This is a genomic window from Streptohalobacillus salinus, assembly GCF_003201605.1.
GTDB lineage: Bacteria > Bacillota > Bacilli > Bacillales > Amphibacillaceae > Streptohalobacillus > Streptohalobacillus salinus.
This window is the reverse complement of the sequence record NZ_QJJR01000017.1, coordinates 20,777-42,371: the sequence shown is the minus strand read 5'-3', so window position 1 is coordinate 42,371 and position 21,595 is coordinate 20,777. Positions and strand designations below refer to the sequence as shown.

At 42.1% G+C, this 21,595-nt stretch carries 23 protein-coding genes; 8 read left to right on the top strand and 15 right to left on the bottom strand.

Going from position 1 to position 21,595, the window contains the following annotated elements; genetic code table 11:
- The first annotated feature begins 78 nt into the window (after positions 1-78).
- Complete coding sequence (locus DES38_RS11020; protein ID WP_110252162.1) at positions 79-525, top strand: OsmC family protein; 447 nt, start codon at positions 79-81, stop codon at positions 523-525.
- A 279-nt stretch (positions 526-804) separates the two neighbouring features.
- On the opposite strand, the gene DES38_RS11015 is transcribed toward DES38_RS11020, so the two are convergent.
- The 5 genes from DES38_RS11015 to DES38_RS10995 form a co-directional block, all read right to left on the bottom strand.
- Positions 805-1,509 carry a hypothetical protein gene (locus DES38_RS11015; protein ID WP_110252161.1) on the bottom strand — a complete coding sequence of 235 codons (705 nt, stop codon included), beginning with the start codon at positions 1,507-1,509 and terminating at the stop codon, positions 805-807.
- A 478-nt stretch (positions 1,510-1,987) separates the two neighbouring features.
- Complete coding sequence (phnE, locus tag DES38_RS11010; protein ID WP_110252160.1) at positions 1,988-2,800, bottom strand: phosphonate ABC transporter, permease protein PhnE; 813 nt, start codon at positions 2,798-2,800, stop codon at positions 1,988-1,990.
- 12 nt (positions 2,801-2,812) lie between these two features.
- Positions 2,813-3,628: a phosphonate ABC transporter, permease protein PhnE gene (gene phnE / locus DES38_RS11005; protein WP_110252159.1), complete on the bottom strand. Its 816-nt coding sequence runs from the start codon at positions 3,626-3,628 to the stop codon at positions 2,813-2,815.
- Positions 3,618-4,403 (bottom strand): phosphonate ABC transporter ATP-binding protein, encoded by a 786-nt coding sequence (gene phnC / locus DES38_RS11000; RefSeq protein WP_110252158.1) that lies wholly within the window; start codon positions 4,401-4,403, stop codon positions 3,618-3,620. The genes phnE (DES38_RS11005) and phnC overlap by 11 nt, the downstream gene beginning before the upstream one ends.
- Before the next feature lie 112 nt (positions 4,404-4,515).
- The gene (locus DES38_RS10995; protein WP_110252157.1) at positions 4,516-5,619 is read right to left on the bottom strand and encodes a PhnD/SsuA/transferrin family substrate-binding protein; all 1,104 of its coding nucleotides are present in this window, start codon (positions 5,617-5,619) and stop codon (positions 4,516-4,518) included.
- 187 nt (positions 5,620-5,806) lie between these two features.
- Between DES38_RS10995 and DES38_RS10990 the strand changes: the two genes are divergently transcribed.
- Positions 5,807-7,384, top strand: coding sequence for a bifunctional metallophosphatase/5'-nucleotidase (locus DES38_RS10990; protein ID WP_110252175.1), 1,578 nt, complete (start codon positions 5,807-5,809; stop codon positions 7,382-7,384).
- Positions 7,385-7,584: 200 nt separating this feature from the next.
- The gene (locus DES38_RS10985) at positions 7,585-7,935 is read left to right on the top strand and encodes a hypothetical protein (protein WP_110252156.1); all 351 of its coding nucleotides are present in this window, start codon (positions 7,585-7,587) and stop codon (positions 7,933-7,935) included.
- Positions 7,936-8,059: 124 nt separating this feature from the next.
- Here DES38_RS10985 and DES38_RS10980 read toward each other — a convergent pair whose 3' ends face one another.
- Positions 8,060-8,275 (bottom strand): helix-turn-helix domain-containing protein, encoded by a 216-nt coding sequence (locus DES38_RS10980; RefSeq protein ID WP_110252155.1) that lies wholly within the window; start codon positions 8,273-8,275, stop codon positions 8,060-8,062.
- A gap of 9 nt (positions 8,276-8,284) precedes the next feature.
- Entirely contained in the window at positions 8,285-8,761 is a 477-nt protein-coding gene (locus DES38_RS10975; protein WP_110252174.1) for a DUF2975 domain-containing protein, read from the bottom strand.
- 215 nt (positions 8,762-8,976) lie between these two features.
- Between DES38_RS10975 and DES38_RS10970 the strand changes: the two genes are divergently transcribed.
- The gene (locus DES38_RS10970; RefSeq protein ID WP_110252154.1) at positions 8,977-9,720 is read left to right on the top strand and encodes a polysaccharide deacetylase family protein; all 744 of its coding nucleotides are present in this window, start codon (positions 8,977-8,979) and stop codon (positions 9,718-9,720) included.
- Between the two features lie 13 nt (positions 9,721-9,733).
- Entirely contained in the window at positions 9,734-10,708 is a 975-nt protein-coding gene (locus DES38_RS10965) for an ABC transporter substrate-binding protein (protein ID WP_110252153.1), read from the top strand.
- Between the two features lie 92 nt (positions 10,709-10,800).
- On the opposite strand, the gene DES38_RS10960 is transcribed toward DES38_RS10965, so the two are convergent.
- The 3 genes from DES38_RS10960 to DES38_RS10950 all read right to left on the bottom strand — a co-directional run bounded on the left by DES38_RS10960 (position 10,801) and on the right by DES38_RS10950 (position 12,739).
- Positions 10,801-11,562, bottom strand: coding sequence for an ABC transporter permease (locus tag DES38_RS10960; RefSeq protein ID WP_110252152.1), 762 nt, complete (start codon positions 11,560-11,562; stop codon positions 10,801-10,803).
- Positions 11,559-12,308, bottom strand: a complete 750-nt coding sequence (locus DES38_RS10955; RefSeq protein WP_110252173.1) for an ABC transporter ATP-binding protein — start codon at positions 12,306-12,308, stop codon at positions 11,559-11,561. The genes DES38_RS10960 and DES38_RS10955 overlap by 4 nt, the downstream gene beginning before the upstream one ends.
- Before the next feature lie 77 nt (positions 12,309-12,385).
- On the bottom strand, positions 12,386-12,739 hold the full coding sequence (locus tag DES38_RS10950) for a DUF2200 domain-containing protein (RefSeq protein ID WP_110252151.1): 354 nt from the start codon (positions 12,737-12,739) through the stop codon (positions 12,386-12,388).
- Between the two features lie 177 nt (positions 12,740-12,916).
- Between DES38_RS10950 and DES38_RS10945 the strand changes: the two genes are divergently transcribed.
- From DES38_RS10945 to mnmH, 3 genes are all read left to right on the top strand, one after another.
- A complete protein-coding gene (locus DES38_RS10945) occupies positions 12,917-13,630 on the top strand; it encodes an HAD family hydrolase (protein ID WP_110252150.1) in 714 nt (237 codons plus the stop codon).
- 71 nt (positions 13,631-13,701) lie between these two features.
- Complete coding sequence (selD, locus tag DES38_RS10940; protein ID WP_110252149.1) at positions 13,702-14,751, top strand: selenide, water dikinase SelD; 1,050 nt, start codon at positions 13,702-13,704, stop codon at positions 14,749-14,751.
- Positions 14,752-14,754: 3 nt separating this feature from the next.
- Positions 14,755-15,792, top strand: a complete 1,038-nt coding sequence (gene mnmH, locus DES38_RS10935; RefSeq protein ID WP_110252148.1) for a tRNA 2-selenouridine(34) synthase MnmH — start codon at positions 14,755-14,757, stop codon at positions 15,790-15,792.
- Positions 15,793-15,957: 165 nt separating this feature from the next.
- Here mnmH and DES38_RS10930 read toward each other — a convergent pair whose 3' ends face one another.
- The 5 genes from DES38_RS10930 to dcuS form a co-directional block, all read right to left on the bottom strand.
- Positions 15,958-16,182: a hypothetical protein gene (locus DES38_RS10930; protein ID WP_110252147.1), complete on the bottom strand. Its 225-nt coding sequence runs from the start codon at positions 16,180-16,182 to the stop codon at positions 15,958-15,960.
- A 106-nt stretch (positions 16,183-16,288) separates the two neighbouring features.
- Positions 16,289-17,737, bottom strand: coding sequence for an amidase family protein (locus DES38_RS10925; protein WP_110252146.1), 1,449 nt, complete (start codon positions 17,735-17,737; stop codon positions 16,289-16,291).
- Between the two features lie 95 nt (positions 17,738-17,832).
- Positions 17,833-18,690, bottom strand: coding sequence for a DMT family transporter (locus DES38_RS10920; RefSeq protein WP_110252145.1), 858 nt, complete (start codon positions 18,688-18,690; stop codon positions 17,833-17,835).
- 478 nt (positions 18,691-19,168) lie between these two features.
- Positions 19,169-19,882 carry a response regulator gene (locus DES38_RS10915; RefSeq protein WP_110252144.1) on the bottom strand — a complete coding sequence of 238 codons (714 nt, stop codon included), beginning with the start codon at positions 19,880-19,882 and terminating at the stop codon, positions 19,169-19,171.
- The gene (gene dcuS / locus DES38_RS10910) at positions 19,879-21,480 is read right to left on the bottom strand and encodes a DcuS/MalK family sensor histidine kinase (RefSeq protein ID WP_110252143.1); all 1,602 of its coding nucleotides are present in this window, start codon (positions 21,478-21,480) and stop codon (positions 19,879-19,881) included. Before dcuS ends, DES38_RS10915 begins: the two co-directional genes overlap by 4 nt.
- Positions 21,481-21,595 lie beyond the last annotated feature (115 nt).

Here is a 21,595-nt window from a genome sequence, read left to right as displayed (position 1 = left end):
GGAGAAGAGGCTTTTTTGTATCGTGAGCGTGAGTTGTTGTCAACATGAAAATACTTGTATTGAAGAGGAGCAGATCAAATGCGCACACAAACATTTCAAGCAACCGCAGAATTAAAGGAAAAATTCCTTGTCGACACACGCGCCCGTCAGCATCAAGTATTTGTTGATGAACCAGAGGCACTTGGAGGAACCGACACAGCCATTAATCCGGTCGAACTGCTATTGTCTGCACTAGGCGCTTGTCAATCCATCGTCGCCCGCACGTATGCTGAGAAATTTGATATTAACTTAAAACATTTTAAAGTGAACCTTGCTGGTGATATTGACCTTGATGGCTTTTTCGATAAAGCAGATGTTCGACCTGGCTTTTATGATATTCGTGCTACGTATGAAATTGAAACAGATGCGCGTGAAGAACAAGTCGCTGCATTCGTGAAATTTTTAGAAGCACATTGCCCTGTTGGTGATACCATTGAGCACCCGGTTCATTTTTCTTCAACCTTTCAATTAAATAACCAAAGATAACCAAAAGCGCCTTGCCTATGACTTCAGGCAAGGCGCTCTAAATCAATTTCAATAAAGAGATCCTGTACTTATGCATTGACCTGATTGCCTCAATATCACGCACGTTGATACATGGCTTCTTAGTCTTCTACCTCACGTTCTCTTTTCATATTAAAATTAAAGCTAAAAAAATCATCATTAAACCTACGAAAGCAATACGACCATGACAGACCGATTTCACAAACATAGGAAGACTATACAATGATAAAATACTCAGGATAAAACGTCTATCGAAAATGTCTAATCTGTAACATTAGACAACTTCTCTTTATTGAGCAGTTGCTTTTTAATTTGATAAATAAGAAATAATACGCCGATTAAAAGCACACCTTTTAAAAACTCAGGAGCATTCAGTATCGCTAATAAATAAACTGCTAACAGACCCAACAATTGCACAAAGATAAACTTTCCTTTTGGTTCTTGTTTTCTTAAGACAAGGAATATGTACACAAAACTAAATGATATAATCATCATATAGTTACCTTCACTAAGTTGGAAATATAAAGCGAACAATAACACAATTGAACCCATAAGAAACCAAGATACCTTAAAGTACTCTGAACTTCTTTTCTTTTCTTGTTCCGTTATGGTTAATTCTTTGAAGTTTATCATGTTCTCTAGCGTCATTATCTGAAAATCAATTAGGAAGATGCCTAAGATCGTTAGATAGAAAAACATAGCGTTCAGTTGATTTTCGGCAATGATGGGTTGAATAAGGAAAAACGTTACCTTAATGATCGTTAATCCCACGTAAATTTTGTGATTCTGATATTTTTTAAATAGTGCATAACAAATCAATTGAAAAAACAAAAACCCTGGCCATATAATAAACACAATCAATAAAGCTTGTGCACCACCGACATTTTCTGGTGTTGGCTGCAACATATGACCGTATATAAACGTCCAAATACTACTAATACACACTAATAATGATCTTGATTTCAATGCATTTTTCCCCTTGCTTGATTATGTATAGAAGATGCCTATATAATACTGTTTATCGTATATTAATATTGCATCTCAATACATGATAACTTACCTTTCCCTGTTAAACCAGCGTCTATGTCCCCACTTCAAACCTCTCCCCATCTGACACCATTTCCATGTTAGCGTTATGTTGGTTATCAAATACTGCCAGCAAATAAATAAATAGATAAAACTAAAACCCAACGAAGTCGCCTGATAGAAGTAATCAAACTACTTGGTGGGTTTTTTATTTCAAACAAACGGAGCGAAAATGAAAATGGCTTCGTTTGTTGGTTTATAAGATGAAGATGGATTAATATGAATGATAAATTAAACGTTTAAGATAGGCCACCTCCATGCCTTGATGATGAGGACCCTCGTTTGTTTTATTGAATTTTTCACTTATAAAATGATTCGTCAATCATTCTCGTCATTTGATTAAGATGAGCAACCCTGTTTAACCATTGACCAGTTTTGCTCTTAGTTTATTCGAAATCGCTTCAATCAAAAGAATTAAAAAGACCAAACCAATCAAGATTGAACCAACTTGTGACCAGCGGTAGCCTTGCATCGCAAAGATTAAAGGGGCACCGATGCCACCTGCTCCTACCAACCCTAATATTGACGCCTCACGCATGTTCATATCAAAGCGGTAGATCATCACGGAGAGAAACAGGGCTAACAGTTGCGGTAAAATGCCAAATCGAATCTTCTCAAACATACTGCACCCCATTGACGTCATCGATTCCAGAACCTTGGTATCCAAATCTTCAATTGCATCAACATAAAGCTTCGCCAGCATCCCAATGGACGTTACCCCAATCGTTAATACACCGGCAAAGGGACCAGGACCAGTAACACGAATCAACATTAACCCATAAACCAGCGACGGAATCGTGCGCACAAAGATAAGCATGACCCGCGTCAATCCACTTACCGGTTTCGGCACGATGTTCGACGCCGATAAAAAAGCTAGCGGCACTGCTAAAATTGCGCCAATAATGGTACCAAGAAAAGCAATTGAAAGTGTCTCCAGTAACAAATAGAGCACGCCTTGATTGGTTAAACTAAATAAAAAGCTTAGGTCTGGATTAAGTAAGCCGGTAAAGATATTTGAAGCAATAACCATGCCACGTTGGTCCAGTGCTAAACTTAATTCAGACACAGACCAAAGCATCAAGCCAGAGAGCGTCAACACAATCATCCAGACATAGCCACGCCGTTTTGGCGCTAAATTAAATTGTTTTTCTACTGCAGTTAAGGTCGACATACATCCAGCTCCTTAGACAAGTTTCTTTCGGAAATACTCACTTGTTGATTCAATTAAATACACAGTGATGACCAGCATAATAATGATCATGCCTAAACTATGATAATCTCGCCAACCAATCGTTTCATTGATTAAGCGACCAATCCCACCTGCGCCAACATAACCTAAGATGGCCGCGTAGCGAACATTGCCTTCAAAACTATACAACGATGTCGATAAGTAGTTAGGCAAAATTTGTGGGAAGATAGCCGTGCGAAACGCCGATAGTTTAGACATCCCAATCGCTTCCATCGCTTCAAAACTACCCATCTCAACATTTTCTATCGCCTCATACATTAACTTTCCGACGTATGACGTTGTAAATAAAAAGATTGCAACCGTTCCTGCCGTTTGAGGTAATTGAAAGATGTAGGTTGCGATTAATGCTGTAACTAAGGTTGGCATCGTCCGCACCAAACTTAAACATGTTTTTACGGTTGCCACTAACCACTTTTGTTTAATAATATTTTGCGAGGCGAACACAGCCAGCGGTAATGCCAATGCTGCACCAAGAACTGATCCGAATAAAGACATCTTAAGGGTCGACATTAACTCCGGCCAAATGCCTGAAATATAGCCCCAATTCGGTTGTAACATCTGCCTGATAATGGTGAAAAATTCCCCGATGCGTTTGATCAATTGTTCAATATCAAACCCGGTGACTACCGCAGCGTAATACATCGCTAGGATGAGCACCGTTAGTATAATTGGTAATTTCGATCGTTTTTCCGTCACGCTTTTTCCGTTTGATAAGACAATTTTCTTTGGCGCTAATCGTTTAGCCCACATACGTCTGGCTCGCTTCCCGGGCAGAGACTAACTCTTCTACATTGCCTTCATAGATCATTTTTAAGACGTCTTCATCTACCGTCGCTGCTTTCCCGTCAAAGACCACTTCCCCAGCCCGAATACCAATGATGCGGTCTGCATATTCAAGTGCGACTTCGACATGGTGAATATTCATTAAGATGGTAATCCCCATCGTTTGATTAATTCGCGTGAAATCTTTCATGACCCGCTTCGATGTCACTGGATCAAGTGAGGCGATCGGTTCATCCGCCAAGATAATGTCTGGTTCTTGTGCTAAGGTCCGGGCCAGAGCGACCCGTTGTTGTTGTCCACCTGAGAGTTGATCAACACGGGCATATGCTTTATCTAAAATTCCGACTTGATCAAGCGCTTCAAGCGCTTGCCTTTTTTGCGTCTGTGTATATACCCCTGTCAAGGTTCGCCAAAATGGGTTGTCGGGGGCAAAGGCCACCAGAACATTTTTTAACACCGTCGTCCGATTCACCAAATTAAATGATTGAAAGATCATCCCGACTTTTCGTCTAAATCGGCGAATGGCTTTGCCTTTTAACGCACCGACATTTATCTCATCAACGTATAACTCACCCCGCGTGATATCATGCATCCGGTTAATACACCGAATGAGTGTTGACTTACCTGCTCCAGATAAGCCAATAACAGCGACAAATTCACCATCTTCAATATGAAGATTAATAGCTTTTAATGCTTCTATTCCATTTGGGTAAACTTTTGAGACCTGTTTAAACACAATCATTTGATTCCCTCATTTCACCAGTTAGTCTATCTCTTTGATTGCTGAGTTGTGAAAAATGAGACCTTCACACAAAGCGTGAAGACCTCACTCGTTTATGTTACTGCTGAATGATTTACTTTAAGTTCCGTAAGAATTCCTGTGCATCACGTTCACCATCATAGTCAGCTGCGGCTGCTTTTTGATAACCTTCATGACTGTAGATGCTGATGACTTCTTTACCTTCATCGGTCTTAGCAATATTAATGAACGCATCTTGTAACGCTTGTTTTAACGGATCACTCATCACTTCTGCATGTTTGCTGACAGATACGGTATCATTATAAATCGGCCGTGTCACAGCAAGAACATCCGTCTCATCCCAAATCGAAACATCACGACCAAAGTCACCGGTCCAGTTTTCTTCGTTATCACGGCGGGCATCAGCGTAAACAACGACAATATCTGCTTGTTCTGCTGCAAGCTTAGCAAAGGTGTCACCGTAACCGTTTGATTGAATTGACTGATCTAAATCCGTAATGCTTTTACCGTAATTTTCTTGTAACCATAAGGTTGGGTAAATGTAACCTGACGACGATGAGGTCGATTGCACTGACCAACGCGCACTGTTCACATCCTCCCACGTTAATGCTTCGCCATTGTTTACTTTCTCAGCAAGTGCTTGCCCTTTTTCAGATGGACCAGCAATAATTAAACTGCGATAATAGGTGGCTTGTTCATCCGTTAAGCCTTCGGTTGGTTCATTCGTGTTCCAATCGACAGGATTTTCTGAATCATTCGACAGGGCTGCACGTGTGGCTGTTAAAATCACTTCGGCACCGTCATCATACAAGACGTACGTGCCACCGGGAATTAAGCCAACATCGGTTGTCCCTGAGGATAACGCTTCACCAACGGCTTCATATGTTGTCCCCACATTAATATCAATCGTATTGACATCAAAACCTAGCTTTGCGAGTTCTTCTGTCAGTAACCCTTTTAATGGCGCTGTTGCCGTTACGATTTCGTCTGGGTCACGCGAGGGTACAAAAGATATTTTCAACGTCTCAATTGCGACATTTTCTTCCTCTTCTGGTGTAGCTTCGCTATCTGTTGCTTCATTTGTCTCACCTGAATCCTCATTTGCTGAAGCTGTTGCATCGTCTTCACTCTCTGCACAACCAACAACGACAAACGCCATGAAAATTAACCCCAATAGAATGAATAATTTTTGTTTCATTTCCAATTCCCCCTCAGAAGCTATTTTGATTACGAATCACTTACAGCTGCAGTATAGCACGGATTTCGCGCTTTACATTGTTAACTTCTGGTAAAATAATCTTTACATTGTAAAGCCTTGTCAAGATCGAAATAGGTTGCTTATACTGAGAGGACATGGGTAAATATAGAGGGGATGGTGAGTGAAGATGACAGACAAACACACGCTAACAATTCTTGCGACCAGCGATCTTCATGGGCATGTGTATCCAACAACCTATCGTGGCAAGATCAATCAACCGCTTGGAATTGCTAAATTAGCCACGCTAATCGAAAGAGAACGCCGCCGCAGTAAAGACGTTGTGTTGATTGATAACGGCGACGTGATTCAAGGTTCTCCACTAATGGCTCATTTTCATGGGTCCACACTGGAAACGAATCCAATCATTAAGGCGATGAATCAACTCGACTATGACGCCGCCGTCATTGGTAATCATGAGTTTAATTTTGGTAGAGGTGCGCTTGATGCGGCCGTTCTAGCGAGTCGCTTTCCTTGGCTGTCGGCAAACATTTTAGATCAATCAACAAATGCACCGTTATATGGTAAGCCCTATCTCATTAAAGAAACACCACATGGCGTGCGCGTCGCTATTTTAGGTGTAACCACGCACGCAATCCCGAACTGGGAACAGCCGCGTCACCTCAGTGGGATTGCTTTCACTGATGCCTTTGAAACGACACAGGCTTGGGTCAACACGATTCGAGAAAGAGAGGATGTGGACGTGTTAGTTGTCAGTTATCACGGTGGCTTTGAACGCGATTTAACAAGTGGCAGTGCCACTGAGGCCTTAACAGGAGAAAATCAGGGGTATCGCATACTTAAAGAGATCGATGGCATCGACGTCTTACTGACTGGGCACCAACACCGAAAAATTGCCGAAGTCGTTGGTAAAACAGCGGTGCTTCAACCTGGCGTGAACGGTGAAGCACTCGGAAAAGTGACCCTTGATTTAACAAGACAGAAAGACACATGGACAATCACCGCACAACAAGCCGATCTGATGCCTGTGACAACAGCTATTCCAGCTTCTGCAGGCATCTTAATCACGACCCACCGGGCCCATCACGAGACGGAGATGTGGCTAGACCAACCGGTTGGATTAATTGATGGTGATTTATCCATTCGTGACCCGTTTCAGTTACGGCTTAAAACACATCCGTTTATCGCCTTGATTAACCACGTGCAGATGGACGCAGCAGGTGTTGCTATCTCGCTAACCAGCCTCCTCCATGACCAAGCACCTGGGCTTAGTGGTGCAGTAACCCTAAGAGAGATTGTCAGCAATTATATTTATCCAAATACGTTAACCGTCCTTGAACTGACAGGGAAAGACATCAAATTGGCCCTTGAACAATCGGCCACCTACTTCCAGTTAGATGACCAGCATCAATTAACCGTTAACCCTGCTTTTCTCTCACCGAAGCCAGCGCCTTATAATTACGACATGTGGGCAGGGATTGAGTATCAGCTTTCCATCAATCAGCCGCCTGGACAACGGGTGCAGTACCTACATCGTAACGGCCAACCTGTCCAAGACGGTGAGACGTTTCCAGTTGTGATGAATAGTTACCGGGCCAGTGGTGGCGGAAATTTCGAGTTATTTAAAGACAAACCGGTCCTTAAAGCGATGCAAACCGATATGACCGACTTATTGGTTGCTTATTTTTCACAACACCCTACGATTGAGCCAAGTGCTTATGTCAATTTCACAGTGACGACCGATTAAACCCGGTCAATGCAAGGGTTGAATGCCGGCAAAGCGCCGGCTTTCAATCGTTAACCGGAGCCGCTCGCACCACCTTCGTGTTTCGTCTAAAGCACAACCGGGTATCTATAACGATTACCTTCGTTACTAATCATGCATCGTTTCTTAACATGTTTTAGCCTCTTGATTAGTCACTAGAAGCGAGATAGGACTTGATAACCATGCCAACAACGCCGCGATCAACGAAAAGACAACTGATTGATTTATCCATATTACTTTTTCATGTGGGCTTTATTGTTTTTTCTTTTGCCGTCGCCATGCTTTTGCCCTTTTACTTCGGTTTTTTACTGATTGCCCTTCACTACACCCACGAGAAGCTACACGGTGATTGTATCCTTTCAACCTGGCAGCGTGATTATGGTTTTGCACGTGAAAAAGAAGATTTTTTTCATTATCTCTTCCGTCGATTGGGCATTGATGTAGACCCAAAAGTCACTTTTAAGTTCCATCATTTAATTAAGACATTGATCTTAATTCTTATTTTGATTGATTTATTTACACGCATCGTTTAGTCATAGCGCCTAGATAAAACCCCCGTCAGCGCCTCGCTTTATACAAGCGAACTGGTGACGGGGGTTTTTGAGGTTGCTGCTGTTAACGACACGATGCCGCCATTCAAGCATCCGTGTTAATTACTTATTGCTCCGCCTCTTGACTATACGTGATTATATCGCCCGGCTGACAATGAAGCGCTTCACAAATCGCCGCTAACGTCGAGAAGCGAATCGCTCTCGCTTTGCCATTTTTTAAAATTGATAAATTAGCCATCGTAATCCCAACCTTTTCTGATAGTTCGGTTACACTCATTTTTCTTTGCGCCAAAAGCACATCAATATGAATTTTTATCGCCATTTCTTCACCTCAGACCGTTAAATCATTTTCTAGTTTAATCGCGATCGCTTGCGCCAGTAGCTTTTCAAGTAAAGCCGCAAAAACTGCGACAATAAATGAAGCAAAAACAGGCATCATTCCGACTAAAATTAATCCTGGCGCATCATCTCGTTCAGCAATCATAAAGATCAGTGGTAATACAATCACATATAGAAAACTAATGGTGCAAGCCGCACGTTTGATTTGTTTTAATGCCTTTACAGCGATCGACTGAAACGCTTGGTTGTTGTCAATATAGATCAATAGCTGAAAACTTTTAAATAAGGCAAAGAAAAACGGGAGGACTGTCAAGCATATCCCGCCCACAATCGGGTATAACAGATAAGCATAGTCGGCGTTAAACGGATGATTCACTAATTGATAACCGCCAATTCCAACCGCTGCTATAACGGGTAAACTAATTAAAATAATCGCAAGTTTTAATAAACGGGTATGGGTCTGTTTCATAGGAAAACCTTCTTTCTTGTTCATTTTCATTTAATTATACCTCTACATTTATCGTTTATCAATATATATTAATTGAAATTCAATAAAAAATCACACCAATGGTTCGGATTAATGCTGGCGTGCCACATCTTGGGAATGGTAATTGTCTAATGACTGGAAACGTGCTATACTTTTTCTATTGTTTGTGAAAGTACTAACATGAAGGAGGAATCGCCATGACCTTTTCGACCATTCTTTATCACGAAATGCGTGAAGCTGACAATTTAAATCCAAACCGTCCTTCTCCAATTGATGTGAAACAAGCGTATGACGATCAATTGCCAGCAGCATTGTTTGTAACCTTAGCACAATTCAAAGAACAGATGCAGTATTTAAAAGACAATAACTTTCATACGTTAACCTTGCATGAAGTGATTGCACATTATTACGAAGGCCATCCCTTACCAGAAAATGCGGTTCTACTAACCTTTGATGACTGTTTTCAATCATTGAAAGAATATGCCTATCCCGTTTTAAAAGCACACGGGTTTCATGCAACGGCTTTTGTTGTAACCGGATGGCTGCATGACGCAGCACGTGCATTTGATCCTGATCTATCGATTTGTTTATCTAAAGATGAGCTGCGCGCGATGACGGATGTGTTTCAGTATGCAAACCACACCGATCAATTCCACCAACGCAGTGATGAACAGACGAGTGTGATGATGGAAGAAAGCGATGACGCGCTCGCTCATGATTTAGCTACGTGTAATCATTTTGTGACGGAAACCGATGTCTTTGCTTACCCCTTTGGGCTATTTAATGACCGTAATGTTGCACTGTTGAAAAAACTTGGCTTCAAGTTAGCATTTACGACTGAACAAGCAAAGAATGAACCAACGACTGATCCGTTACGGCTTAATCGTTATGTTATTCCACATTTTTTACCGTTTGAACAATTTAAAACCATTGTAAATTAAAGGAGACACTCACTTGAAAAAATTAGTTAGCACCACCCTTGTTATGATCTTTGGCCTGTTGTTACTGACAGCTTGCCAGGAGACAGAAAAAGAAGCCACCGAAGACAATCAAACAGATACCACTACCGCAGAAGCGGCTACCGGTGAAGAAATCACAATCGGTACGTTACCAGCAGAAGCTGCGCTACCAATTATTCTGGCGCACGAAAACGGCTATTTCGCTTCACTTGGGGTCAATGTTTCCATCAAAACATTCACATCACCCAATGACCGTAATGTTGCGCTTCAAGCAAATGAACTTGATGCTGCGATTGGTGACGTCATGACTGCCGCTGCCTTTGTTGACCGTGGCATGGACCTTAAAATCACTTCAGACATCAATGAAGATTTTAAAATCCTTTCATCACCAGCATCAGACGTCACATCGATGGAAGCACTTGACCAAAAATCAGTATCACTGGTACCGAACTTCATTTTAGAATACATTATGGATGAATTTGCTGACATGCATGACTTTAGTTATGACATTGTTGAAATTCCATCATTTTCTGGTCGGGCCGAAGCACTATTATCAAACCAAATTGATGGTGTCATCTTTACTGAGCCACAAGCAGGTATGTTAGTTGAGCAAGGCGCTCACTTGTTAGCAAGTTCAGCTGATGCAGGGATTAAGGGTGGAACGATCTTCTTTACCGAAGCGATGCTTAACGACTTCCCGGATGACGTGCGCGGTTTTTATACCGCCTATAACCAGGCCATTGATTACATGAATGAAACAGATGCGACTGCATATGCCGATGTTTTAGCAGATTATCAGTTCCCAGCTGCAATGAGTTCTTACATCGACAGTAAAACAGAACCGTACCAACATGCAGGCGTGGTTGATCAAGATCAGTTTGACAGCATCATTGCTTGGACACTCGAGAAAGAACAAATCACACAGTCCTACAGTTATGAAGCGTTGACCGATTTCTCAGTGATTAACTAAGTATGATCATCTGCGGCTATGAACGATTGATCATCGAACCGCCTATCACTAACACCTTTATAACCACTTAAAAACCCCAGTGACAAGTTACCTTAGCTTGTCGCTGGGGTTTGCCATGGGGTTAGCTTTCTTTCGGTTACATCTAACGTCTTAAACATGAGAATGCCTAAAAAGCTAAGTGCTAGAATACCACTAAACATCTCTACATAATTCATCTTCGTCCATGCACTTAAAATAAAATAACCAATTCCGTAAGTCGTCGCATAATTTTCGGCGAAAAATAACGTTGCCAGTGAGACACCGATGCTGACCCTTATGCCTGAAAAAAGTTGGGGCAAGATGGCCGGAATAATAAGGAACCGTAAGGTTGCAAGTTTAGAGGCTTTAAAACTTGCCATCACCGTGAACTGTGTCGCAGCAATTTGTCTGACGCCGTCGCGGACCGATAAAATGATTTGAAAGACGATGATTAAAACCATTAAAATGATTTTTGACTGATTCCCTAAACCATATAACAACATCAAAACAGGTAAAAAAGCCACCTTCGGGATTGGATAAATATAATAAAGAAACGGAGAGAACCATCGATTAAAACGAGAACTAACCCCCGTTAAGATGCCAATTGGGACACCAATCATTAAGGCAATGCCAAGTGCTACTGCGACCCTTAGAAAGCTCGCACCGAGATGAATCACCATCACGTCGCTAGCCTCCACCAAGTAAATAATGGCTTGCCAAGGCGCGGGTATGGACCGGGTGTCCATAAGGACATAGCCGAGATACCAAACCATCATTGTCATTAAAAAACCCGTCAGTACAGGATGGAAGATAACCATTTTTAACTTTTCATTCATAGCTGTTCTCCTCGCTGCATCGCCTGACGTATTTCGATGCATTTTTGATAAAATGCTAAACTTTCGCGTTTGTTCTCGGTCTCTACCAGTGGATTTTCAATAATTTCGATGCTGCCATCTTGGTGCATCAAAAGAATTTTTTGCGCTAAGAAGACAGCCTCTTCAATATCATGGGTCACAAATACCATCGTTGTTTGGTATGTTTGTTGCAAGGTTAACATCAACGATTGAATCGATTCCTTAGTCATCATATCCAAGGCAGACGTCGGTTCATCCATCAACAGTAGATCTGGCGCGGTGATTAAGGTCCGCGCAAGCGCCACCCGCTGTTTTTGGCCGCCACTTAACTGGTGCGGGTATTGGTGTTTAATCGCTTCAATCTTCAACGCCTGAAGCTGGGCCGTAACGGCTGATTTTCTTTCTGACGCCGTTTTCTTCTCTAGTCGCAAAGGCATCTCAATGGCTTGATAAGCTGTTTGCCACGGAAATAGACCGAGGTCTTGGAAGAGAAAGCCGGTTTTTTCTCGTGGTGCCGTACGTGTCGTTCCTTCAATTGTAATTTGTCCTGCGGTAGGAGTTAAAAAACCCGCCAAGAGACGCAAAAGCGTTGTTTTGCCAACGCCTGATTCACCGATAATCCCGTAAGAGATACCCGCAGAAAAATCTAAATTAAGTTTTTCTATGACAGCTTCTTCCCTGTAATGGTAGGACAATTGCCTGATTTCAATAAAGGATCTATTAGACATGTGCATTAACCTTTCTCGTTCACACTATAATCATCGCCGTTGTAATTAAACCGTATCTTACGCTTCATTCACAACACTTAGGGTGTCCGCAAAATTTTCTCCATCTTTTTCCCTTTCGCAAGTTCATCGACAAGTTTATCTAAGTAGCGGATCTCTTGCATTAAGGGTTCTTCAATCTCCTCAACTCGAATCCCGCAGATGACCCCTTTAATAAGATATCGATTAGGATTAAGTAGCGGTGCCTCTTCAAAGAAGCTTTCAAAGTCTGTCTCGTTGTTCAGGAGCGCTTCTAATTCCTTAGCGTTATAGCCTGTTAACCACGCAATAATCTGATCCACGTCTTGTTTTGTCCGGCCCTTCTTCTCCGCTTTTTTCACGTAATGTGGATACACACTACTAAAAGCCATTGTATAAATGCGGTGTTTTTTCATTGGGACATCGTCCTTTCTTTGCTGATGTCTTCATTGTATCACGATTTCACTGTGCCTTCTTATGATTTATTCATTATTTCACTTACCGATTATGACATCGAACACACGGGATTGATATGACGAAATCACTAATTCATGTCATAATAAACAGGTAGACAAATGAAGGAGGAAACTGAAATGGAAACAATTATTTTTGATGTGGATGATACCTTATATGACCAAGCTTTATCGTTTCATGAAACATTTAAACAATTGATCGACGACAGCTATAGTTATCAAGCCATCGACGCCGTCTATCGCGCCAGTAGACACTATAGCGAACAGTTATTTGATCAAAGTGAACGGGGTGAAATTACCGTGCTTGAGTGGCAAGCAGGACGCTTTAAGTTGGCACTTTTAGATAGTGGTGTTGAAATTGATGACGAGACCGCCCTTCAGTTTCACCAACTGTATAAAGAACACCAAGCAGCCATTACTTTATTCCCTGAGGTTGAAGCACTCCTTGAAACCTTGCACCAAGAAAATAAACAATTAGCAATTCTGACAAACGGCGAAGAAGCGCACCAACAGATGAAAATTGATCGGTTAGCACTCAATCGGTGGATTCCTGAGGCTAATATCTTTATCTCCGGAACCTACGGGATTGCCAAACCAAAAGAAGAAATCTTTAAGCTAGTCGAAGATAAGCTTGGCGCTGACCCTAATCAAACGGTCTACGTTGGCGATTCATTTGAAAAGGATATTGTCGGTGCTAAACGTGCTGGCTGGCATGCCGTCTGGATGAATCACCGCAACCGACAAGCAGATCCTAACAGTCCTTATCAAGCTGATCAAGAAGTTCATAGTGCGAAAGCATTGTTTGATTACTTAAAAAACGAGCACGTGAATTGATCACGTCACATGCCTAGCCGGTTATTTACGAGGTAGACAGCCTTTATACTATGCAAGAAAAAGGAGAACTTATGTCAAAAGTGCAACTAACAACGTTAACGACTAAAGGCGGTTGTGGCTGTAAGATTGGACCAAGTGATTTAAAAAAAGTCTTACAAGACTTGCCACCGCTTCAACCAAATAAACACGTTCTTGTCGGTTTAACGACCGGGGATGATGCGGGGGTTTATCAATTAACCGATGAACTAGCCATTGTCCAAACGCTTGATTTTTTCACCCCGATTGTCGATGATCCATATGATTTCGGACAAATTGCGGCTGCTAATGCGCTGAGCGATGTTTATGCCATGGGTGCGCAGCCAATTACGGCGTTAAACATTGTCGCATTCCCGATTTTCACCTTAGATAAAACCATTTTAACCGCGATTCTGACCGGGGCTCAAGATAAACTACAGGAAGCAAACACTGCCTTACTGGGTGGGCACTCAATTGACGACCAAGAACCAAAATTCGGGTTGTCCGTAACGGGAACGATTCATCCAGACCAGATTAAAACAAATGCCGGTGCGAAACACGGTGACGCGTTGATTTTAACTAAACCGATTGGTGTTGGTATCTCCACAACAGCGCTTAAACATCAATTACTCTCAAACGCTGAAATTAAACAGGTCACGACGATTATGGCTACGTTAAATAAAGCAGCCGCTGAGGTCATGCATGCCTTCAACGTGCATGCCTGCACCGATATTACTGGGTTTGGACTACTGGGCCATTTATCGGAAATGGCTCACGAAAGCAAGCAGGCTTTAACGATTAACTATCAAGATGTGCCGTTATTACCACGCTTAAGAGAACTGTGTCAACAAGGTGCCATTCCAGGTGGGTCACGAAACAATTTGAAACACGTGGCAGCATCGGTCCAGTTTGATGCTGGGCTTGATGAGATTGATCAGTTGATTCTTGCTGATGCAGTTACCTCTGGCGGGTTACTGATGGCCGTTGACCCAAGCGACGTCGAGGCGATGATGACACGCTTTACGGAACAAGGTGTTAGCGCCCATCTGATTGGGAGTGTTACAAGCGGCACTGCAGGAAATATTTATGTCAAGCGAGGTCTGTAGCTAATGTTTTCAGACATTTCTCCGGCAGCCTTGTTTACAGCGAAAGAACAGGGACAAGTCGTTGTTGATGTTCGCTCACCTGGTGAATATCAAGAGGCGACCATTCCTGGTGCAATTAATATACCACTATTTTCTGACGCGGAACGTGCCGAAGTTGGAACCCTCTACAAACAGGCGGGACCAGAACAAGCAAAAACGCGTGGATTAGAATTGTTTTCTGCGAAGTTACCGGCTTTTATTGCTGCGTTTAAACAGTTCGAACAACCCGTCACTGTGTTTTGTTGGCGCGGCGGGATGCGCAGTAAAACAGCCGCTACCGTACTAGACTTAATGGGTCTATCTGTGAACCGCTTAGCTGGGGGCATTCGGGCTTACCGTGACTGGATAAAGACACAACTCGACACTGTACCTTTACCCCCGTTCTATGTGGTAAATGGGCATACTGGTAACGGCAAGACACATATCCTCCATCATTTAAAAGACACAGGCTACCCCGTGATTGATCTCGAAGCAATGGCCGGTCATCGCGGCTCAATCTTTGGTCAGATTGGACGCAGAGCGAATAATCAACGCACCTTTGATTTTTTATTGACCGAAGCTTTATTACGTTATCAAGCGGAAGCCTTTATTTTGATTGAAGGGGAAAGTCAGCGAATTGGTAACGTCTTGTTACCAGAACGTGTTTATCAACACAAAGAAGAAAGCGCACAGTGGTTTATTCAGTTACCGATGGAGCAGCGGGTGGCCTTAATCTTAGGGGATTATACCCCGGATGTTCACCATTCGGCCTTCATTGAAGCTTTTCAACGCATCAAACGCCGGATGCATACCCCTGTCAGCGCCCGGATTGAAAAGGCTTTTGCAGACAAGGCTTATCACACCGTTGTTGAACAGTTGCTTACGCACTACTATGACCCGCGCTACAAGCACTCAACACGTTATCCGGCGCAACAATCACTTGTGATTACCGCGCACACCATTACTGAAGCAATTACGCACGTAGAAGAGATCCTTGAACGGATTGAGCATCACCTTAACTGATGAAAAGATGGTTGGTCAACACCCCGCTTAGTAAAAGACACCCTCCCGTACCCTTTCGAGAAGGATACGGAAGGGTGTCTTAATTTTTATCATAGATACGCTTCATCCAATGTAGATTTATTGCTATCGATCAGTAGCTAGACATGATTTTATGTGAACGCTTAGTTACTTGCTAAGCTTGTCTACCCGACGGATTGCTTCTTCAGCATCTTTTGCCACCTGTGTTAATGCGGTAGCCAGTAGCAAACAAAAAACAAACAGCAATACATAGCCAGACCCCAGGGGATCATAATAAAAGCGCGATGCGTTGAAAATAATGATGAAGACCAACAACCCACTTCCTGCGTAAAGCAGTCGTGCTAACCGACGTGTTCGTTCAAAACGAATCATCTACTCACCTCTTTATGCTTCATTGACGACCAAAGTTATCTTAGACAGCTTCGGTCTTTGACTTTTTTTCATTGCGCTTACAGCTGGCCTGTTTTCACACCTAGCGTTATCCCGATAAGACACCTGCTGCTTCAATCAACTGACCCAGATAAAGTAAATCGACATCTTGTCCTGCTGGTGCAATTAAAGTAATCCCAACCGGTTCACCTGTTTGGCGTTGATAGCCGGGTAAGGTTAGTGCCGGATAGCCGGACGTGGCATACAAGCTTGTCGCATAATTACTTAATGTGACTAACACATCCACTGTTTTAAACGCTTCATCTAAAGCGGCTTGCGTAACGGTTCGATTACGCTCAATGACTGATTCAATTGCTGAAGCAGTTAATTGATGATTGTTTGCTTGTTCGAGCAAATCTTGACCGTAGTAGCTCGCATTTTTCTCATCTTTTCGATTAAAGGCGATGACGTCGGCTAGCGTGATTGGGTTTGTTTCATGTTTAAAGTAACTTTCAACCCCAGCTTTAAATTGATAGAGTAAAACATCTGTGATATCAACATCGTAACAGGCATTGCCAAGCGAGAGGTGTTGGTAGCTGGCGCCTACCTGCTGTAACTGCTCTTCAAACGTTGCTAAGATTATAGCATCTTCATCGCGATACGTTTCTTTTAATGCTGCATCATCTAATTGACCAAAGCGATAATCAGCCAGGCGCTGAAATTGATCGTTAAACGTTGCTTCAGTGGTCGTCATCGCTTGAAAGAGGAGATAACAATCGTTAACGGTTTGAGCCATCGGTCCCGCTGTGTCATGCGCAGCTGCGATGGGAATAATACCGGCTTGCGCCACTGTTTTCAGGGTTGGCTTTAAGCCAACGACGCCATTTTGACTTGCCGGATAAATAATTGAACCGGCTGTTTCAGTCCCAATCGCCACCGGACTCATATGTAAAGCCACCGCAGCTGCACTACCGGCACTTGAACCACCCACGTCGAACGACCCGTGTGGGTTTTTTGTTTGCCCACCAACAGCTGAATAACCATTGGCGCTATTTTCCGTCATGAAGTTCGCCCATTCGGATAAATTGGTTTTCCCTAAGATGAGAGCCCCTTTTTGCTTCAACTCTTGAATGATGACTGCATCTGTTTCCGGATAAAAGTCTTTCAATATCGCGGCTCCTGCTGTTGTCGCCATCTCAGTTGTGGCGATATTATCCTTAACCAGGACAGGTATGCCGTATAAGGGATCGTGGCTGTCATCATACACCCGTGTTTTTGCTTCTTCAATCACGGCTGGATTCAAACTGATGACAGCGTGACTATCTTGGTGACGTTGTGCTTGATTGTAGAAAGCTTTCGCAATCTCAACGTAGCTGACTTTGTTTTGTTTAACCATGGCTTGCAGCGTCGCAATATCACTTGTGATAATTTCTTGGATCACTTCGTCGTTGATCGCAACGTCTATTTCAGGTTGGTTATGATAATAGCGTGAGAGCGGTACTTCTCCGTATTGTTTATTGATTTGATCGTTTAGATAGGCTTGACTATTAAAACTCATGCATACACGTCCTTTTCATTTTTTCAATAAATTCCATCTGTAAACACTGCACGAACTACAATTTAATTAGAAAACATTTACGTCGTCCACTTTTGTCAGCGTTCCTTTACACTTAAAACCGTAACCGTCACTAAGATCAGGCTCATGCCGACAACCTGTGACCAACTCAGCACTTCATTCATGACGAACAAACCAAACAAGGTCGCCGTTACTGGTTCAACCATCGCAATCACGGACGCGACTGTTGGTGAGGTGCGTCTTAAGCCGCGTACATATAAGAAAAAGGACAAGCCAGCACCGATTATCCCTAAAAGAAGCACCCAGAGAACATCCTCAGACATTATCAAGGCAATCGCCTCACCTTGATTAATAACTAGCATCATCAAGCCGATAAACGTGGTAAAGGTTAGGGTCAAAATCAATGGTGGCTGCCCATACTTTGTTGCATATTTAAAGCTAAAGATAAAGAGTGCGTAGGACACGCCTGCGCTTAAACCGGTAATTAAGCCAACCGTTGTGACAACACCCGCATCCACCCGGTACACTTCTGTTAAGAAGACAACTCCAATCATCACGAAGCCAATCGCCAGCCATTTAAATAAGGATGCTCGCTCAATGCCTAAGATAAATGCGAGTAGAAAAACAAAAATAGGCGCCGTATACATCAATGTTGCCGCTACAGCAATGCTGGATTCTGACATGCTAAAGAAGTAGAAGGCAAAGTTACCCGTCACACCAATCCCCGCTAAAATCGACCAAAAAATTGTTTTTTTATTCCCACGTGCTGGTCGAATGATGAGCCAGATGACCATAAAGATTAAGCCCACCAATCCGCGATAAAAGGCGATCACTAACGGGTCCCAACCCTTATTAATCAGAAAACCACCAAGTCCTCCTGCAATGCCCCAAAGAATAGTTGAAACAATCACTAATCCGTATCCACCGATACGCATTGACTTCTCACCTCCTAAAAAATAAACCCCTCCTGTATGCGATAGCATGCCGCTGGGGTAACAAGGTTATTGAGCGACAAATGCCTGCTGCTTCTCTTAGATTTACTTATCGAGCGTCTGTGCATAAACACATGAAAAGCTAACTCTGGTTTTCATTTTTTAACCGGTGACTTTTTAATTAGTCTTGAGTAGCCATGATAATCAAAAACTTGAATCCTTTCAATGGCCCCCAGTCGAAACCCACATTTTCAACATAACGGTTTGTCCTCTATGATTACATCAAACATTGACACAACCCTACGTTATTTCGATTAACTGTTACTACGTAGTGGCTGTTCTGAATTATTTTAATCATGCACCTATTAGTTAAACTTCTACCCTCTAATTCACCAGCGTAAGACTTAAACTTTCTCAACCTCTAAAAATCTTAGGAGGCACCTTGCAAACTTATCCCTTCCTTAATATATTAAAGCATACCTCAATCTAAATACGCTTCCACTTTTTCACTGTTATCTATATAGGTATAACGATAACCTGGTCTACCAATGCCATATGTTAATGCTTCTTCAAGCACCCCTAACTCAACTAAAAAGATAAGGTATTTACGAATGGATACTCTAGATATTCCCGTGATTGCTGAAACATCGTCAGTTGTAAACGACTTTAATTGCTTAATGCTGTTAATCACAACAACTAAAGTTGTTTTAGTAAGGCCTTTAGGTAATAATTTTTGATTATACGTCTGTTCTTTGCTTGAAGCAAAGAGGCGCTGATCCAATTCAACTTGACTTAAACAATTATGTCCCTTTACCAGTTCTACGTTCCGTTGATACCGTAATAGCGCTTGCTTAAAACGATCAAATTCAAAAGGCTTAATCAAATAATCAATCGCACCGTATTGAAGCGCTGTGTTTATTTTTTCAGTATCTGAAGCTGCAGTAATCAAAATAACATCAATGGAATAGCCTTTTCTCCGTATTTCAGAGAGTAACTCAAGTCCACTTTGTCCCGACATATAAACATCAAGTAAAATTAAATCTATGCCCCCTGCTCTTTCTTCAATTAATTGCATAGCTTCTTCACCTGTACTGGCAGTTCCTACTAACTGATAGCCCTCCACTTTATTCATAAACCGTTTATTAATCTCGGCGACCATTGGATCATCTTCTACAATCAGTACGTTAATAATCATATCGAACCTCTTTCTGTCGTTGTCTCATAAGGTAGTATAACTTCAAATACTGTGCCATTTTCATTCGTTTCAATAGAAAAATCACCCTTTAATTTCTCAATGTTTTGTTTGATTAAATACAATCCAAATCCTCGATTGGGTCCTTTCGTAGAATAGCCTTTATCAAAAATCTGTTCCAAGTTTGTACAAGCTATACCTGGACCTGAATCAGCTACAATTATTTGTAAGCTTTCGTTTATCGTTTTTATTCGCAATTCAATTTCCTTTTCATTGCTATAGGCTAGTGCTTCAATGGCATTATCAACTAAATTACCAATAATCGTGATCAGTGCTTTTACAACTTCAATATGAATTTCTTCAGTGATGGTGGTATCTTTTGCGATTTTAAAACGTACATTTTTTTCTCTCGCATAACTCATTTTCCCCATTAGGAAGCCAGCCAAAACTGGATCTTTAATGCTTTTGGAAATCGAGAGTTCCTCTTCGCTAGTCAACTCAACTATTTTCCGAATAAATACAGCTAATTCATCATAAGCTTCTATTTGAACCATACCAAAAATAACATGAAGACGATTTTTAAATTCATGTGATTGTGAACGGAGTGCCTCTACATATGTTTTAACACCCGTTAACTGCTTGGCTAACTCATTTACTTCCGTCTTGTCTCTAAATGTCGCTATTGAACCAATCACCTGATTGTCTACCACTAATGGTTCGCTATTCGTCACGATAGCAACCCCATTTAAGCTCTGCTCATCATTATGCACCGCTTCTTTCGTTTTCATGACCCGTTCAAGTGTTGTCCCAGGAATATAATCCGTTATTCTCATGCCTGTTGGGTGGCCAGATATCCCTGCTTTTTTAAATATTCGGATTGCCGCTTCGTTTACGAGGGTGATTTTTTGATGCTGATCAACTGCTATAATGCCTTCATGAACCGAATTCAGCATGGCATTTCGTTCCTCTAATAATTTAGAGATTTCATAAGGTTCTAAGTTAAACAAGGTATGTTTGATATATTTAGCAAGCAGGACCGCTCCAATCAAGCCAACAAGTAATCCTAGTAAGGTTCCACCAATAATACTGCGGTGATTCTGCGCTAAAGCAAGCGTAACACTTTCTAGTGATACACCGACGGCAACAGCGCCAATTTGGTTATCATTATCGTCATACACGGGAGTAAATGCTCTTAGAGACTCACCAAGTGTACCTTCAGATATCGATACGTACGCTTTCCCCTGAAAGACCGCTTGCTCGTCACCTCCTGCGAAAAACTGGCCAATCTTAGTTGGATCAGGATGCGTATAACGAATGCCTTCAATATCCATGACAACTACAAATAACATTTCTGTTATCGCTTGAACGTCACTCGTGTAAACTTGTAGTGCTTCTGCCTGCTCTTCAGCTAACAAACTTTCTATCACGATTGAAGATTTAGCAACTGTTTTTGAAACAATACGTGCCTTTTCTTCTTCATGTGCTCTGATTCGCTCATTGGTTGACGTTGTAATCAAAATGTCTGTCACCAGTAGCGCAACGAGGACAACCACACAAGCAAATACAGTAATGATTGTGCTCAATTTAAATGGTCGATTCAAATCCTCACCTCTTCTTCTATAAAAGAATTATAGCAAAAAAATCTATTGCTGTGTGCTGCCCCTTGATATGCTTGACGAAAGCATATCAATAAGGCATTTCTCCCTAACAAACAGA

Excerpts from the sequence above, each read along its gene's own strand:
- DES38_RS11020 (WP_110252162.1), top strand. The coding sequence starts at position 79 with ATGCGCACACAAACATTTCAAGCAACCGCAGAATTAAAGGAAAAATTC.
- phnE (WP_110252160.1), bottom strand. The coding sequence starts at position 2,800 with ATGTCGACCTTAACTGCAGTAGAAAAACAATTTAATTTAGCGCCAAAA.
- phnE (WP_110252159.1), bottom strand. The coding sequence starts at position 3,628 with ATGTGGGCTAAACGATTAGCGCCAAAGAAAATTGTCTTATCAAACGGA.
- phnC (WP_110252158.1), bottom strand. The coding sequence starts at position 4,403 with ATGATTGTGTTTAAACAGGTCTCAAAAGTTTACCCAAATGGAATAGAA.
- DES38_RS10995 (WP_110252157.1), bottom strand. The coding sequence starts at position 5,619 with ATGAAACAAAAATTATTCATTCTATTGGGGTTAATTTTCATGGCGTTT.
- DES38_RS10990 (WP_110252175.1), top strand. The coding sequence starts at position 5,807 with ATGACAGACAAACACACGCTAACAATTCTTGCGACCAGCGATCTTCAT.
- DES38_RS10985 (WP_110252156.1), top strand. The coding sequence starts at position 7,585 with ATGCCAACAACGCCGCGATCAACGAAAAGACAACTGATTGATTTATCC.
- DES38_RS10980 (WP_110252155.1), bottom strand. The coding sequence starts at position 8,275 with ATGGCGATAAAAATTCATATTGATGTGCTTTTGGCGCAAAGAAAAATG.
- DES38_RS10975 (WP_110252174.1), bottom strand. The coding sequence starts at position 8,761 with ATGAAACAGACCCATACCCGTTTATTAAAACTTGCGATTATTTTAATT.
- DES38_RS10970 (WP_110252154.1), top strand. The coding sequence starts at position 8,977 with ATGACCTTTTCGACCATTCTTTATCACGAAATGCGTGAAGCTGACAAT.
- DES38_RS10960 (WP_110252152.1), bottom strand. The coding sequence starts at position 11,562 with ATGAATGAAAAGTTAAAAATGGTTATCTTCCATCCTGTACTGACGGGT.
- DES38_RS10955 (WP_110252173.1), bottom strand. The coding sequence starts at position 12,308 with ATGTCTAATAGATCCTTTATTGAAATCAGGCAATTGTCCTACCATTAC.
- DES38_RS10950 (WP_110252151.1), bottom strand. The coding sequence starts at position 12,739 with ATGAAAAAACACCGCATTTATACAATGGCTTTTAGTAGTGTGTATCCA.
- DES38_RS10945 (WP_110252150.1), top strand. The coding sequence starts at position 12,917 with ATGGAAACAATTATTTTTGATGTGGATGATACCTTATATGACCAAGCT.
- selD (WP_110252149.1), top strand. The coding sequence starts at position 13,702 with ATGTCAAAAGTGCAACTAACAACGTTAACGACTAAAGGCGGTTGTGGC.
- mnmH (WP_110252148.1), top strand. The coding sequence starts at position 14,755 with ATGTTTTCAGACATTTCTCCGGCAGCCTTGTTTACAGCGAAAGAACAG.
- DES38_RS10930 (WP_110252147.1), bottom strand. The coding sequence starts at position 16,182 with ATGATTCGTTTTGAACGAACACGTCGGTTAGCACGACTGCTTTACGCA.
- DES38_RS10925 (WP_110252146.1), bottom strand. The coding sequence starts at position 17,737 with ATGAGTTTTAATAGTCAAGCCTATCTAAACGATCAAATCAATAAACAA.
- DES38_RS10920 (WP_110252145.1), bottom strand. The coding sequence starts at position 18,690 with ATGCGTATCGGTGGATACGGATTAGTGATTGTTTCAACTATTCTTTGG.
- DES38_RS10915 (WP_110252144.1), bottom strand. The coding sequence starts at position 19,882 with ATGATTATTAACGTACTGATTGTAGAAGATGATCCAATGGTCGCCGAG.